This window comes from Phocaeicola sp. RTP21198st1_B8_RTP21198_201120, assembly GCF_040929485.1.
Lineage (GTDB): Bacteria > Bacteroidota > Bacteroidia > Bacteroidales > Bacteroidaceae > Phocaeicola > Phocaeicola dorei.
In genome coordinates, this window is record NZ_JBCOCI010000022.1 from 45,611 (window position 1) to 60,982 (window position 15,372).

The window sequence follows — 15,372 nt, forward strand, 5'->3', positions numbered from 1 at the left end:
GTAGCCATCATTCTTTACTTATTTTAATAACTTGTTCTAATTTATCTACTATCTTTTTTCAACACGCAAGCGGATAGCCATTTCTTTATCCGAAGGTCCTTAAAAGGCAGCCATCGCTCTCTCCAGATTAGATTTCCAGCGGGCATACGCATCATCATAAGCAGTGCGCTGTGCCACATCAGGCTCTATCACCTCCAATTTTTCCAATGTGGCAAATGCCTCGTTGTTATCTTTATAAACACCCGCGCCTATGCCGGCCCCCTTGGCGGCGCCCACCGATCCATCCGTGTCATACAGTTCGATTACAGCCCCTGTCACTCCCGCCAATGTTTCGCGGAAAATAGGACTGAGAAACATATTGGCATGTCCGGCATGAATCTTCTGTACAGGGATACCCATCTGCTCCATGATATCAATACCGTATTTAAACGAGAACACGATCCCTTCCTGTGCGGCACGAACAATATGCTGCTTTCCATGCAAGTTAAAATTAACTCCACATATAGAGCATCCTGTCTCTTTATTTTCCAGCATACGCTCCGCCCCGTTACCAAAAGGAAGAATACTTACTCCGGCACTGCCGACAGGAGCCTGTGCCGCCAGCCTGTTCATATCACTGTAAGAAATACCTCCGGGAGCCACATTACGTTTCACCCACGAATTCAATATACCGGTACCATTGATACACAACAACACTCCCAGACGGGTCTGCTCAGCGGTATGATTTACATGGGCAAAAGTATTCACCCGGGATTTCGGATCATAATTTACCTCACCGTTCACGCCATATACCACTCCCGATGTTCCTGCCGTAGAAGCAATCTCTCCCGGATTGAACACATTGAGCGACAAAGCATTATTAGGCTGATCTCCGGCGCGATAGGTTACAGGAATTCCCTCTTTCAGGCCCAATTCTTTGGCAGCCCATGCATTTACACGCCCCTGCTCGCCAAAAGTCGGTTTGATATCAGCTATCAGCGAACGGTCGAATCCATAATAATCCATCAGGAAGCCCGCGACATCATTTGCCTGAAAATCCCAGAACATCCCTTCGGACAAACCGGACACCGTGGTACAAATATCCCCTGTCAGTTTCATAGCGATATAATCGCCGGGCAGCATTATTTTATAAATACGTTCGTACACAGCAGGCTCATTCTCTTTAATCCATGCCAGTTTGGAAGCGGTAAAATTCCCCGGAGAGTTCAGCAGATGAGAAAGACATTGCGTTTCCCCCAATGCCTCAAACGCTTTCTGCCCGTATGGAACCGCCCGTGAATCACACCATATAATAGCCGGACGTAATACATTTTGCCCTTTATCCACACAAACCAGTCCGTGCATCTGATAAGAGATACCGATAGCGGCAATTCCATCCGGACCGATCCCACTCCCGGCCATGACAGCCTGAGTTGACAATTTCAGATTTTCCCACCAATTTTGCGGATCCTGCTCAGCCCATCCGGGGCGGGCAGCCATAATAGCAGCCTCTGTTTTAGGGAAGAATGCAGAAGAGACACACTTTCCGGTTTCTGCATTTACCAAACTCGCCTTTACCGACGAACTGCCAATATCATAACCTAATAGGTACATTTAAATTGAAAATTTAAGAATTTAAAAATAATAGTCTCTGTCCCGATGCTTATCAGCATTATCCTTCCAAGGAAAGGCCGGTGAAGAATCCCAAAGCATGTACCGATTCCCCGAAACGACCAGGCGGAGTATTCTCACAGCAATCACAACAAGGCTAAAGTTATCTGTCTGTTATCACTTCGTTCCCGACTTATTATATATTGAACGATCGAACTTATAGAAGCGTGCCGCCCTGTGGCATACGCCTACCTGTTTTTCCTCCAAAGGTACTACATATGGCATCAACGCTATCTTCTTATGGAAGTTCCTTACATCAAACACCTTATCATAAATCAACTGATAGACAGTCCGCAGCTGGGCTGCCGTAAACTTCCGGGGAAGCAAGTCGAACATTACGGAAGGGGCATATTCCACATAATGGCGTATATGTACCAATGCATCCTGCAAAATCTGGAAATGATCGAACGCCAGGCTTTTCACCTCCGTCACAGGCGTCCAGCAAGCATCGTATTTATCAGACAGCTGTTCGAACCGTCTGTCAATCTTCACCAATGTCAGATAAGCGATAGTCACAATGCGGTCTATTTTCTTCTCGTCCAAACGATGAAAACGTTCCAGCCACAACACATCCTTAGGGTTACGGGTACGGTTTTTCGATCCATACGCCTTAAACTGTGTCAGCTTCACATTCTTCAGTCCCGTCAGCTCATTCAACACTCGTTTGGCCGCCTCATCCAGATCCTCATCGTCATAGATAAGGCTACCCGGCAATTTCATGTTATTATATCCGTCTTCGGACTGTTTCCCCACCTGCCTTACCAACAGGACACGGAACTGCTCTCCATCAAAACCAATCAGCACACAGTCCACAGATACATGTAAATTAATCGTCTGGTTTATTTCCGACATAGTAATATGGCTTTTATCATTTCCGGCAGCAAAGATAAATACTATTTTTTGAATTATACAAAACAATATATTTATTTTTATTATGTTCTAAAACACTATTTTTCAATATAATAAATATCATCTATTATACAATATAATATCTTAACCTTATCATATACACTACAATATATAATATACAGGAATTGTCTCGTCTTCTTTTTTTCCTTTTTCCAAAGGACTTTTATTCCATTCAATCTCCTATTTCAGACGTTTGGTTAAAAAAAAGCAATCTTTACGCCAAAAAATTAATAGAATAAAGTTGTTTATTCACAATAATTTTCTTTACTTTTGCCCATTAAAATCTAAAGATTACTCTATGAGAAAGAAAATTTTGGTCTTGGACGACAAAATAGCAATTGCAAAAGTCCTTTCAATCTATCTGGCCAGTGATTATGATTGTATTTGGTTACCGAATGGCATCGAAGGAGTAAAATGGCTTCAGGAAGGTAACATACCAGATTTGATTATATCAGATATCCGTATGCCCGAAATGCGTGGAGACGAGTTTCTGGAATGGATAAAATCCAATCAGCTATTCAAACACATTCCGGTGATTATGCTAAGCAGCGAAGACAGTACCACAGAGCGCATCCGCCTGTTACAAGAAGGCGCGGAAGACTATATTGTCAAACCTTTCAATCCCATGGAGTTAAAAGTAAGAATTAAGAAAATTATTGAGTAAATCAGCATGACCTTTCTGCTTTATATAGGAAAGAACAAGGATTTTTTGCGCAAATTCAGCAAGCTCGAAAATGTCCAGATGATTTATGCCCAAAACTACCAGGATGCCATTACAATTTGTGTCAGGCTGAAAGTACGTGAGAACATCATTGTCCTTCACGAACAAGGGGAGATGAACGGAGATATTGAACAGGTCGGTGCTTTTAGAAAAAAGTTCTATCAGGCATATGTCGTACTCATTACGGACAGGCTGAGTCCCGAAGCCAGCAAAGTCTATCTGAACAGCGGAATAAACGATACCGTCAGTTTGCACATCACCACCGCCCAGTTAAGGCAGAAAATAGACATCATCAATAAACGGCAGGAACTGCTATATGCACATAACTGGAAGAAAAAAGACGTCAGGCATTTTATCCTTCCCCAATGGAAGCGCTGCTTCGATATTCTTTTCTCCGGTACAGCATTAGTTTTTCTGTCACCAGTCTTTCTGCTGACTGCCATAGCCATACGTCTGGAGAGCAAAGGACCTGTTATTTACAAATCCAAAAGGGTAGGAACGAATTATACCATTTTTAATTTCCTGAAGTTCCGTTCCATGTATACGGACGCCGATAAAAAACTGAAAGACCTTTCCGGTCAGAACCAATACCTGCCGGAAGGTATTCCGGAGATTACCGAAGATTTCTCGATGGAAGAATTAGAAGGGCTGATATTTGGAGATGACGGTGTTATAGATAATGGCGGAATGCTGGTTTCCGATGACTTCATCATTCCGGAAGAAGAGTTCATTTCCAAACAAAACGCACTGGATGAAAGTCCTTTCATAAAAATAGAAAAAGACCCGCGAGTCACCAAAGTAGGACGCGTTTTACGAAAATACAGCCTGGATGAGCTACCTCAACTGGTCAACATATTGAAAGGCGATATGTCTGTGGTGGGTAACCGTCCTCTTCCACTCTATGAAGCCGAACGTCTGACAAACGATGAAAGTATCGAACGCTTCATGGCGCCTGCCGGGCTGACCGGTTTGTGGCAGGTAGAAAAGCGGGGGGATGCCGGAAAATTATCCGCTAAAGAACGCAAAGAATTAGATTTGAAATACGGTAAAGAATTCTCCTTTTTTCTGGATATGAAAATCCTGTTCAAGACTTTGACAGCTTTTGTCCAAAAAGGAGATGTTTAAATAATTTGTTTTAGGAATAAAAAGGGGATTTATTATATGGATAAAGTATGTCTTTTTGTCATCTGTATGTATTGTTCTATCCATCACTTAAGCGCACAACAGGAAGAACAACAAACACAACCGGTACAGCAACCTCTTGTGACACAAGATGATATATTGGGGAATATGAATGTGGATTATGCGAAGATAAAGCTGCCTCCGTTAAGTGTCCTTTATGAGAATGCACGCAGCACTCCAAGCTTACAGATTTTAGAGAAAGAGAAACTGTTACAGAAAAAGTTACTATCGAAAGAGAAAAGGAACTGGCTGGGGTTTATCCAAGCCGGCGGAAGTGCTTCTTACGGTATAGCAGACAATGTGGCCAGCAATACGGATGTCAACACCCCACTTATTTACAGGTATGTAGGTACAGAACAAACTTCGTGGAACGTGGGAGGCGGCATCAGTATTCCTTTTGAAAAGCTGTTCGACCTCCGGGGAGGAATCAAGCGCCAGCGAATCCAAGTGGATATTGCCGAGTTAAGAAAACAGGAAGCATACGAAACTCTTAAAATACAAATAGCTCATTTATATGTTCAGATTTTATCTAATATAGAAACATTGCAAAGATCAGCTGAAAATATAGCTTTATATAAAGGTGCATCGGCTGTTGCAGAACAGGAATATAGAAACAGACGTACCTCTATTCATGATGTGGCCAAGACTAAAGAGCAGGAATTTGCCGCTAATCAAGACTTTGCCTTACTACGCTCTACTATTAACGACCAACTGCTGACCCTTGAAATAATCTCCCACACCCCCATCTTGACCATACAAGGAGAAAAGGACGTTCAAGAAACAACGATACAGGAACAGGAAGAAAACAAGAGGCAAAGTAAGAAAAAAGACAAAAAGGAATAAGAAACATGGAATTATTTAAATATATAATCAAGTTTATCTATCGTATCCGTTGGTGGATGGTTATATTTCCATGTATAGCCGGTATCATAGCGTGGTTCCTTACCAGAAGTCTGGAAAAAACGTATGATGTGAAAACCACCATCTTTACAGGAATCATCTCCGGATACAACGTAGATGCCACCGATACCAGAAATGCCACTGTGCACATGAGTAATTTAATGAATATCATTACGACGGAACGCACACTGAAAATAGTATCTCTGAAACTGCTTGCCCGCTGTTTGGTTTATGGAGATGCCGAAAGAAACACCAGTTATATTTCAGCCATACATTACCAGCAGCTAGTTTCCGGCATTCCACGAGAGTTACAGGCATTGATAGACAAGCAAAACGAAGAGAAAACCTATCATAATCTGGTAGCTTTTGAACGCCCGTCCATCAATAATTTTATCTACCAACTACTCAATTATACCCACCCTTATTTCAGCGTACCTCTACTCTCACAACATATAAAAGTAGCCAGGTTGGGAAACAGCGATATGATCGAGATTGCTTATAGTGCCAACGATCCGGGAATAGCTTATAACACACTTGAGATACTGAATGAAGAATTTGTCAAACAATACCATGAACTACGCTATGGAGAAACAGACAATGTTATCAAGTTCTTTCAAGAAGAACTGGCCAGATTAGGCAAAATGCTGACTGCCGCCGAGGATTCTTTAATCGAGTACAATATAGAAAACCGCATCATCAACTACGGAGAACAAACCAAACAAGTGGCAAGCATGGACGCTGCTTACCGGATGATGGACAATGATTTACTTGTCAATTACTCTACCAGTAAGGCGTTGATCGATTTCTATGAATATAAATTAGGTGATGTGGCCAAATTGATCCGTACCAACAATGAGTTTATGGACAAACTTCATCAAATGTCCCAATTGAACACTCAGATCTCAACCATGGAAATCACTCCGGACGAAAAGAACCGGAAGAAACTGGAGGAACAAAAAAACATGTTAAGTAACGCCGAACAAAACATCAACAATCTCGCCCTGAAACTAAGTGCTGAAGCTGCAAGTACAAACAATGTATCTTATGAAACACTCATCAGCCAGTGGCTTGACCAAATAGTCCTTGCCGAAAAGACTAAAGCCCAAATGGAAGCACGAGATATAATGAGAGAGAATTTAAATGAAGATTTCCTTTATTTCTCCCCCATCGGCGCCACCCTGGGCCGGAAAGAAAGGCATATCGGCTTTGTGGAAAGCAACTATATGTCTACCATGGGGGCCTTAAATGCAGCCATCTTGCGACAAAAGAATCTGGAAATGACTTCGGCTTCATTAAAAATCATGAACCCGCCCCTGTTTCCATTGACCTCCTCCCCCACCAATGCACGCATGATTATACTTGCATCCATACTGGGTACTTTACTTTTCATCATTGGTTATTTTCTGATTATCGAAATACTGGACCGTACCCTCAGAGACAAAATACGTACAGAACGAATCACCGGAGGAACAGTTATCGGCGCATATCCTAAAGAAAGCAAGTTAAGATACAGACGTTATAATAAAGCCATAAACGAAATGGCCGTCAAGCAACTCAGCACCGCTTTATTGCCTCATCTAAATACACAGGAACAGCGAGTTATCAATTTGTTAAGTACAGAAGAGAAAGACGGAAAGACCCATGTCGCCCGCCTGATAGAGGAATATTGGAACAACATCGGCTTAAACGTCCGCCGCATTACATACGATGAAGATTTTCTAAGCGAAGACAGCCAATATGTACAGGCAAACAATTTGAAAGAACTATGTCCCGATCTGGAAAAGGATGAAATTCTTCTAATCGAACACCCGGTCCTGAAAAGCAATCCTCTGCCTCCGGCTTTGTTAAATGAAGCATCCATCAATCTGCTGGTTGTCCGTGCCAACCGTACTTGGAAAAATACGGATCAGGCACTGTATGAACATTTGTTACAAGTTAAACAAAAAGAAGTACCCCTCCTTTTCTATCTGACACAAGCAGACAGAAATACAGTGGAAGATTTTACAGGACAATTACCTCCTTACACGAACTTTAAGAATATGGAATACAGGCTGTTTCAACTCGGACTGACCGCCATTGAATACAAAGGAAAATAGATAATGATAGCAAAAGAAATAAATATAACCCATACAGGTCAAATTCTAGCCAGCTTTATTATCGGGCTGTGCTTATGCCTATGGACAGCCCTCAACATGAAACCTGCCATAGGAGTTGCAATAGGGTTCATACCTTTTGCCACGCTTTTTATTTTTATATGCATAAACAAACCCGCTATTCTGCTGGCCATCACCTTTATGCTGAATTACCTGATAATGGGAATTAACAGATATCATTCCATCCCTATTGCCATTACCAATATCTTTGACTTGCTCTACGGCATCATGTTGGCCCTTATTCTTCTGAAACAGTTGCAAAGCAATCATCATTTCAGAAGAATACTGAACGTCTATACCTGCATCACATTGGTCTGGCTGCTATATTGTATCATCAACATAGGTAATGGTATAACCGGTGAATTTTACATGGAAGCATGGCTTCGTATTTTAAGACCCTGGGCCTTATACCCTATTCTGACCTGTATTATTCTATCCATACACTGCAATCGCTACACTTTTATCCATTACTTTTTAATACTATGGGGTATCATGACCCTACTGGCTGCCGCAAAAGGATATTGGCAAAAGAACAAAGGTTTTGACAGTACCGAGCTAAGCTGGTTGTGGGCCTACGGAGCACGTACCCATTTTATCCATTCCGGTATCCGCTATTTCTCATTTTTCACTGACGCGGGTCTTTTCGGTGCCAGCATGGGATTATCCTGCACTGTTTTCACGCTTACTTTTTTCTATACAAAGAACCTATTTCTCAGACTCTTCTATTTAATAGTGGGTATGGCAGGATTTTATGGTCTGTTAATATCGGGAACCCGATCGGCCATAGCAGTACCCATTGCAGGGCTGGGGCTCTTTCTGTTCCTGTCTAAAAGTTGGAAAATAGGCATCATCTCCTTTATCCTGCTTGCCGGAGGGATAGGAATGCTGAAATACACCAAGATCGGAGAGAACAATAAATTGATCCGTCGTATGCGTACTGTCTTTGACACAGAGGATCAATCGATGATGGCTCGTTTCGAGAACCAGAAAGCACTGAATGCCTACATGGATGAAATGCCCTTCGGCATAGGCATGGGAGCCATAGACGGAGTAGTTCCTCCCCATAACAAATATTATTTCGTTTCCATCTGTCCTTCAGACTCCAGTCTGGTAGATGTATGGAAACAGATGGGAATAGTGGGACTGTGTGTGTTTTTGGGTATGCATGCCATTCTATTTCTATCGGGCTCCTACATCCTTTTATTCAAAATCCGAAATCCGGAAATCCGGGGACCGCTGACAGGTATGTTATGCGGTTGTGCAGGCATACTGGTAGCTTCTTACGCCAATATGGTTTATTTCCAGTTTCCTAACGGAATCTTGATTTATTCCTGTTTCACCTTTGTTTTTTTAGGACCTTATTTAGATAAACAATACTCAGAAATACATGGACTACCGGCAGCCTGACCTATCCGTCATCACCGTGAACTATAACGGTTTTCACGACACCTGCGAATTTATCGACTCGTGGACAGCCACTATATTCTCTGTCAGTTATGAAATGATAGTCATTGACAATGGTTCCACTGCCAATGAAGCCGCCTTGCTACAAAAAACATATCCTTTTATCCAAGCCGTACGCAGTGAGCAGAACTTAGGATTCGCCGGAGGTAACAATCTGGGTATAAACCTTGCAAAAGGAAAATACCTGTTCTTGCTGAACAATGATGTTTGTATGGTCAAAGATGCCATACCCTTGTTGATAAAACGCCTTCTGTCCTCCGACAAGATAGCAGGTGTCTCCCCGTTAATCCGTGATTATGCAGAACCGCACGCCATACAATTTGCAGGATACACCCAACTTTCGCCCATTACCTTAAGAAACAGAGCCATAGGCAAAGGGAAAATAAATAAAGGCCACTACCCCGCCCAAAAAACGCCTTATCTGCATGGTGCCGCCATGTTACTGAAAAAAACAATAATAGACAAGCTTAGCCTGATGCCCGAAGAATATTTTCTATATTATGAGGAACTGGACTGGTGCACCTATATCAATAGGGAAGGCTACGAACTATGGTACGATCCCGCTTGCGAAATATGGCACAAGGACAGCAACTCCACCGGAAAAGAAAGTCCGTTGAAATACTATTACCTGAGCAGAAACAGATTACTATATGCCTACCGCAATCTCTTTGACTGGAAACTTCCGGTTTCCATTTTATACCAGACAATGATCGTATGTCCCAAAAACATACTGACCGCCTTGGGGAAAGGAAAGAAAGCCATAGCCAAAGCACATTGGGAGGGAACAAAAGCATTTTTCAAACTTAGAAACAAAGACAAACAGCCATGATATTTCTAGCATACATAGAACTATTACTTTTCGCGATATGCGCCTTTACTGTTTTTTACCTGCTGGTATACGCCATAGCGGCAACAGGCAACCGCACCGACAAATATTCCGAATCAAGAGTAAAACACCGTTTCGCCATTCTGATACCGGCCTATCAGGACGATGACTACATACCCTATACCGTCAAATCATTTCTACAACAAGAATATCCTATAGACTGCTATGACATTATCGTCATTTCAGACCACCTGAAGCCGGAAACAAACAGACAGCTGGCACAATATCCCATCACCCTGTTGCAAGCCAGGTTCAAGAAAAGTTCAAAAATGAAATCTGTCAAAGCAGCTATGTCACAATTACAAGAAGGACAATACGATATCGTTTTAATCATGAATGCGGACAATGTAGTGGACACCAATTTTCTTGAAGTTGTCAACAATACGTATGCCAGCGGCTCCAATGCCATCCAAACCCATCGCATCTATCAAGAAAGACCCAATAATGTCAGCATATTGAATGCCATCACCGACGAGATCAATAATTCCATTCTTCGTGCGGGACATGTCAATTTGGGACTTTCAGCTTCGCTGAACGGCTCCGGAACCGCAATAGACTTCACTTGGTTCAAAGAAAACATCCGTCATTTAAAAGACGATGACGATGAAAAAGTCATCGAATCCCTGCTGCTCCGCGAACGGATATATGTGGAATATTTAAATAATACCCATGTATATGCCTTGAAGAATAGTGGAAAGAAAAAATTCTATACCCAACATGGTACTTGGATTAAAACCCAATATTATTCCCTGTTCACCAATATCGGTAATCTGCCCGGCGCCATTTTAAGTGGAAAATTTGATTATGCCGACCGTATTTTGCAATGGTTCATTTTCCCTCGCACCATCCTGCTAGGTATCCTCATCCTGTTCAGTTTCCTGTCCGTATACTTCCACTGGAGCGCCTGCCTAAAATGGTGGGGATTATTACTCACTTTCTTATTGACTATGGCAATAGCCACTCCAAACTACTTGGTGGACAGCAAATTCAACAAAGCCATGAAAGCTATCCCCTTTCTGGCGGCAGGCATGATATTCAATATGCTTTTAAGAAAGAAAAAATAAAAGCCCCATGCTATCGGAAATTATACATATCATGGAATATACACTATATATCTACCTTTCCGTCAGTGTGGGGTATATAGTCCTGTTTTCTGCCGCCTCTCATTTCTTCAAACAAAAGAAATATCCCGCGACTACTGTCCGGCAACGCTTTATCATCCTTGTTCCCGCCTATAAAGAGGATGCGGTCATTCACGCCTGCGTCACTTCCGTTCTGCGCCAAACTTATCCGGCAGAGCTTTACGACCTGATAGTCATATCCGACCACATGCGTCCCGAAACCAATGCCTTACTGCGCAAAGAACGCATCAGCTTGATAGAACTGCATGAAAAGGAAAGTTCCAAGGCAAAAGCCCTGCGCATTGCAGCAGAGACCATCACAGACCAGCCATACGATTATGTCCTCATACTGGATGCCGATAATCTGATCTCACCCTGTTATCTTCAAGAACTGAATAAGGCAGTTTCACAGGGTATAAAAGCCATACAGACACACCGCAAAGCCAAAAATATGAATACAGACATAGCCCTATTGGATGCCGCCATCGAAGAGATGAACAATTCCATCTTCCGCAAGGGACACATCCGGCTGGGATTTTCATCTGCCCTTACCGGCTCCGGAATGGCTTTCGATTTCCGATGGTTTGTCCGGAACATCATCCATACCCATAGTACGGGCGAAGACAAAGAACTGGAAGAACTCCTGCTCCGTCAAGGCATTCACATTGAATATATAGACACCCTAGAAACATTGGACGAAAAAGTCCGGCAACCGGATGCCTTGCGTAACCAGCGCCGCCGCTGGATAGCCACCCAGCTTTTCCTTGCATTAAAAATGGGACGTAACCTCCCCACAGCCTTACTGAACGGAAACGGAGATTATCTGCTGAAAACCCTCCAAGCCTTTATCGCTCCCCGCAGCATTCTGTTGGCGCTCATCGGATTCTTTTCATGTGTTCTCTGCATTTTCTCTCCAACTTCTTCCATAAAGTGGTGGATTTTGCTTATCTTGCTGAACGGTGCGTTATACCTGGCCATTCCGTCCAATATGAGATATAAATACATGAGCAGAATCCTCAGGCAGACACCTTATTTTGTAATCATTATGCTTCTCAACTTGTTTCACTTGAAAGGAATGGCACAGAAGTTCAACCATACACAGCATGGATAGAATTATGAATATAAAAGAGTACTTACAGCAACACCCGCAATGGAAAAAACGGATACACGGTTTCATCATGCATCCGGTAAAGACACGCCCCTATTGGTGGATACGCGTATGGCAGCCTTTCTACATAAAAAAAGGCCGGGGCTCAGTCATTTATTCCAGTGTACGGAAAGACCTTCCACCGTTCCACCTGTTCCAGATGGGAAAATATTCGGTAGTGGAAGATTTCTCTTGCTTGAACAATGCCGTAGGCGACATCGTAATCGGCGACTATTGCCGGATAGGACTCGGCAATACGGTCATCGGTCCCATCCGGATAGACAACGGGGTCAATATTTCACAAAACGTAGCCCTGATAGGATTAGATCACAATTATCAGAATATCACTCAAGGTATCATCGAACAAGGTATCACCACTTCCCCTATCCACATCGGAGAACATACCATCATAGGAGCCAACGTGATTGTACTGCCCGGAATCACCATCGGCAAACATTGTTTTATCGGTGCCGGGTGTGTGGTTACCCAAAACATACCCGACTATTGTGTCACGGTAGGAAATCCCGCACGCATTATCAAACGCTATAACCCTCAATCACAAACATGGGAAAAATTCAACAAATGTATCCTTTCCAACGTTTAAAATAAAAATAAATAATTGATGGCATCACTATAATTAATAAGGCTCCTAAAAAGGAAATTCCACAATATTTACGCTCCGCCAGCATCTGCCTTTTATTTTTCCGAAGGTAGGTAATCACTTCATTATAATAATTTGCATATTTTTTCCTATCGTGTTTCACTATGACCGACAATATCATAAACAAATACAATATTTTTTGACGCTTTGCCAAATAAGCCAAAGAAGAATAATGTTTGACCACCATTTGTTCTATTTCATTTACTCTATAAAAAGTTCCCTCAAGGTATTTCAGAAATTGCTGGTCCCTAAAAGTTCTACTAGTTGAAGCATCACGAATAGTATATAAATAAATAGGAGAATCTTGCATTACAGTAAGGGAGGAATACAAAAAAGCTTGACTATTAAATAAAAAATCCTCATCACACCTACCCACCTCAAATCTGATATGATATTTGTCCAAAAAGGTTTTCCTATAGAGTTTAGTCCAGACATAAATATCCATACTCTCTCTTATTAAAAACTCTTTCATAGCTTCATAATTGTTCCATACATTAACAGCACCACTATGAGTATTATGAATGAATTTTCCGTTTTCATATCTTGCAACATAAGAACCTGCCGCAATATCCGCATCTGCATCCTCTATATTACTTTCCAATATTCGAACTGTATCCGGATAATAACAATCATCATTATCAAGAAATCCAATATAATCCCCTTTCGCCAAATCCATACCTGAATTTCTTGCTGACGCCTGCCCTGCATTCAATTGATGCACCACTTTGATCCTATTATCTTTTCGGGCATAGGTATCACATATTTCTCCGGATGAATCTGTAGAACCATCATCAACCAATATCAATTCCCAATTGGAATACGTCTGCGCTAATACGGAATTTATCGTATCACACAAAAACTTCTCAGCCTGATAAACAGGCATAATAATGCTAACCAATTTTTTATTCATAGTCAATACAAAAATAAGCAATTTATTTACTTGATATTATAAAAAAAGAAAGTAAATTTGAATTCAAAGTATTCATTATATGCCAAATATAGTTTTAAGTATCATCATTCCCGTATACAATGTTGAACAATACATAAATCAATGTATAGAAAGTATTCTCATCCAAACTTATCATGATTATGAAATAATTCTGATAGATGACGGCTCAACGGATTCATCCGGAGAAATATGTGATACCTATGCCCAAAAAGATAGTAGAGTCAAAGTGGTACATAAAATAAATGGAGGGGTCAGTTCCGCACGCAATATAGGATTACAAATGATAAAAGGCAAGTATTTGACTTTCATTGATCCTGACGATTTCATCAACATAGACACTTATGAGGAAAACATGAACATTATGATAAACAATAGTGAAATAGATATTCTGCAATATCCTTTTTGCAAATTGCACAGCACTAAATATGTAGAAACTCCGACTAATAATTGTCAATATATTAAAGGAACTGAAGCTATATTCTCCAACTGGTGGTCAGGAAGTCCCATCCATTATTCCATATGGAATAAAATATTCAAAAAAGAAATATTCAATCATATCACCTTTTTAGAAGGACATGTTTCAGAAGACACACGGCTCCTTGTTGATTTCTGTAAAAAAGCAAAAACAGTTTACCTTTCAGACAAGGGACTATACTATTATCGCATAAGAGAATCTTCACTCACGTCTAATTATACATTTGACAAACATCTGGATTTATTCTATGCCCACCTTTCCATATATACAGAACTTATAAAATTTCCTATATTAACTTCCCAACAAGTACCAGCATTCGAAAGAATGTTCCGAAGATTAGTTCAAGCCAAACAAAGCAATATTACAGCCGACTTAGCTAAAGAATCAAAACAGATAAACAACCTATTTCCAGCTTGGAAAGATATTTTTAGAGCCCAGGGAAGTAGTAAGCTTTGGCTTTCTACCGCTAAAATCTTAGGTACAAAGATCTTTATCAAACTCTATCCTCACTATTCAAAGTTTAAAATAAACACATAGCGAAAAAGTAAATTTGGGCAAAGCGTAGCGAATTAGCTGATAGAGCGTTAGTTACGCTTTGTTTTTCTATTGAGCAAAGCCAACGAAATACCACCTCGAAGCCAAACGGTGCAGAAGTTCAGTTACCACCTCGTTACTCCCGTAACGGGTGCAGATTTTTTGCTAAAAGGTTCTGTTTCTGTGTTTTGCGTAGATTTGCATAGCTGTCGGTAACTCACTAATAACTAATTTTGTAACCAAAAAAAGGAGTGAGTTATGCGTAGTACATTCAAGGTATTATTTTACGTGAAGAAAGGCAGCGAGAAGCCGAACGGCAACCTGCCTCTGATGTGCCGTATCACGGTGGACGGCGAGATTAAACAGTTCAGTTGCAAGATGGACGTTCCCCCACGCTTGTGGGACGTGAAGAACAGCCGTGCTTCGGGCAAGAGCGTCGAAGCGCAGAGAATCAACCTTGCGGTAGATAAAATCCGTGTGGAGGTAAACCGCCGCTATCAAGAACTGATGCAGGCGGATGGTTATGTTACCGCCGCCAAACTCAAAGACGCCTATCTCGGTATCGGCGTCAAGCAGGAAACTTTGCTGAAGCTGTTCGAGCAGCACAACGCCGAGTTCGC

The 15,372-nt window shown here is 41.6% G+C and carries 13 protein-coding genes and 1 pseudogene; 11 read left to right on the forward strand and 3 right to left on the reverse strand.

From position 1 onward, the window contains the following. Positions 1-99 precede the first annotated feature (99 nt). Together AB5935_RS10625 and AB5935_RS10630 are read right to left on the reverse strand one after the other, a co-directional pair. Positions 100-1,593, reverse strand: coding sequence for a xylulokinase (locus AB5935_RS10625; RefSeq protein WP_038610363.1), 1,494 nt, complete (start codon positions 1,591-1,593; stop codon positions 100-102). 174 nt (positions 1,594-1,767) lie between these two features. Continuing rightward, positions 1,768-2,502 carry an NUDIX hydrolase gene (locus tag AB5935_RS10630; RefSeq protein WP_008653509.1) on the reverse strand — a complete coding sequence of 245 codons (735 nt, stop codon included), beginning with the start codon at positions 2,500-2,502 and terminating at the stop codon, positions 1,768-1,770. A 355-nt stretch (positions 2,503-2,857) separates the two neighbouring features. Here AB5935_RS10630 and AB5935_RS10635 point away from each other — a divergent pair, with 355 nt between their 5' ends. The 9 genes from AB5935_RS10635 to AB5935_RS10675 are packed head-to-tail and all read left to right on the forward strand — an operon-like array spanning position 2,858 to position 12,737. After that, complete coding sequence (locus AB5935_RS10635) at positions 2,858-3,223, forward strand: response regulator transcription factor (RefSeq protein ID WP_007832386.1); 366 nt, start codon at positions 2,858-2,860, stop codon at positions 3,221-3,223. A 6-nt stretch (positions 3,224-3,229) separates the two neighbouring features. Next, on the forward strand, positions 3,230-4,405 hold the full coding sequence (locus tag AB5935_RS10640) for a sugar transferase (RefSeq protein WP_038610365.1): 1,176 nt from the start codon (positions 3,230-3,232) through the stop codon (positions 4,403-4,405). 36 nt (positions 4,406-4,441) lie between these two features. Next, entirely contained in the window at positions 4,442-5,305 is an 864-nt protein-coding gene (locus AB5935_RS10645; RefSeq protein ID WP_007854004.1) for a TolC family protein, read from the forward strand. 5 nt (positions 5,306-5,310) lie between these two features. Then, positions 5,311-7,458 carry a GumC family protein gene (locus AB5935_RS10650; protein WP_038610367.1) on the forward strand — a complete coding sequence of 716 codons (2,148 nt, stop codon included), beginning with the start codon at positions 5,311-5,313 and terminating at the stop codon, positions 7,456-7,458. Between the two features lie 3 nt (positions 7,459-7,461). Next, entirely contained in the window at positions 7,462-8,922 is a 1,461-nt protein-coding gene (locus AB5935_RS10655; RefSeq protein ID WP_038610369.1) for an O-antigen ligase family protein, read from the forward strand. Next, positions 8,903-9,808, forward strand: coding sequence for a glycosyltransferase family 2 protein (locus AB5935_RS10660; RefSeq protein WP_007832378.1), 906 nt, complete (start codon positions 8,903-8,905; stop codon positions 9,806-9,808). The genes AB5935_RS10655 and AB5935_RS10660 overlap by 20 nt, the downstream gene beginning before the upstream one ends. Next, positions 9,805-10,929: a glycosyltransferase gene (locus tag AB5935_RS10665; protein ID WP_007840249.1), complete on the forward strand. Its 1,125-nt coding sequence runs from the start codon at positions 9,805-9,807 to the stop codon at positions 10,927-10,929. Before AB5935_RS10660 ends, AB5935_RS10665 begins: the two co-directional genes overlap by 4 nt. 7 nt (positions 10,930-10,936) lie before the next feature. Next, positions 10,937-12,097 (forward strand): glycosyltransferase family 2 protein, encoded by a 1,161-nt coding sequence (locus AB5935_RS10670; RefSeq protein ID WP_038610371.1) that lies wholly within the window; start codon positions 10,937-10,939, stop codon positions 12,095-12,097. Between the two features lie 4 nt (positions 12,098-12,101). After that, the gene (locus tag AB5935_RS10675) at positions 12,102-12,737 is read left to right on the forward strand and encodes an acyltransferase (protein ID WP_038612431.1); all 636 of its coding nucleotides are present in this window, start codon (positions 12,102-12,104) and stop codon (positions 12,735-12,737) included. Here AB5935_RS10675 and AB5935_RS10680 read toward each other — a convergent pair. Beyond that, positions 12,709-13,704: a glycosyltransferase gene (locus AB5935_RS10680; protein ID WP_120053334.1), complete on the reverse strand. Its 996-nt coding sequence runs from the start codon at positions 13,702-13,704 to the stop codon at positions 12,709-12,711. The genes AB5935_RS10675 and AB5935_RS10680 overlap by 29 nt on opposite strands. 79 nt (positions 13,705-13,783) lie before the next feature. On the opposite strand from AB5935_RS10680, the gene AB5935_RS10685 reads away from it, so the two are divergent. Together AB5935_RS10685 and AB5935_RS10690 are read left to right on the forward strand one after the other, a co-directional pair. After that, positions 13,784-14,755, forward strand: coding sequence for a glycosyltransferase family 2 protein (locus tag AB5935_RS10685; protein WP_117682133.1), 972 nt, complete (start codon positions 13,784-13,786; stop codon positions 14,753-14,755). A 255-nt stretch (positions 14,756-15,010) separates the two neighbouring features. Next, positions 15,011-15,372 (forward strand): annotated as a pseudogene (locus tag AB5935_RS10690) (Arm DNA-binding domain-containing protein); the annotation flags it as partial.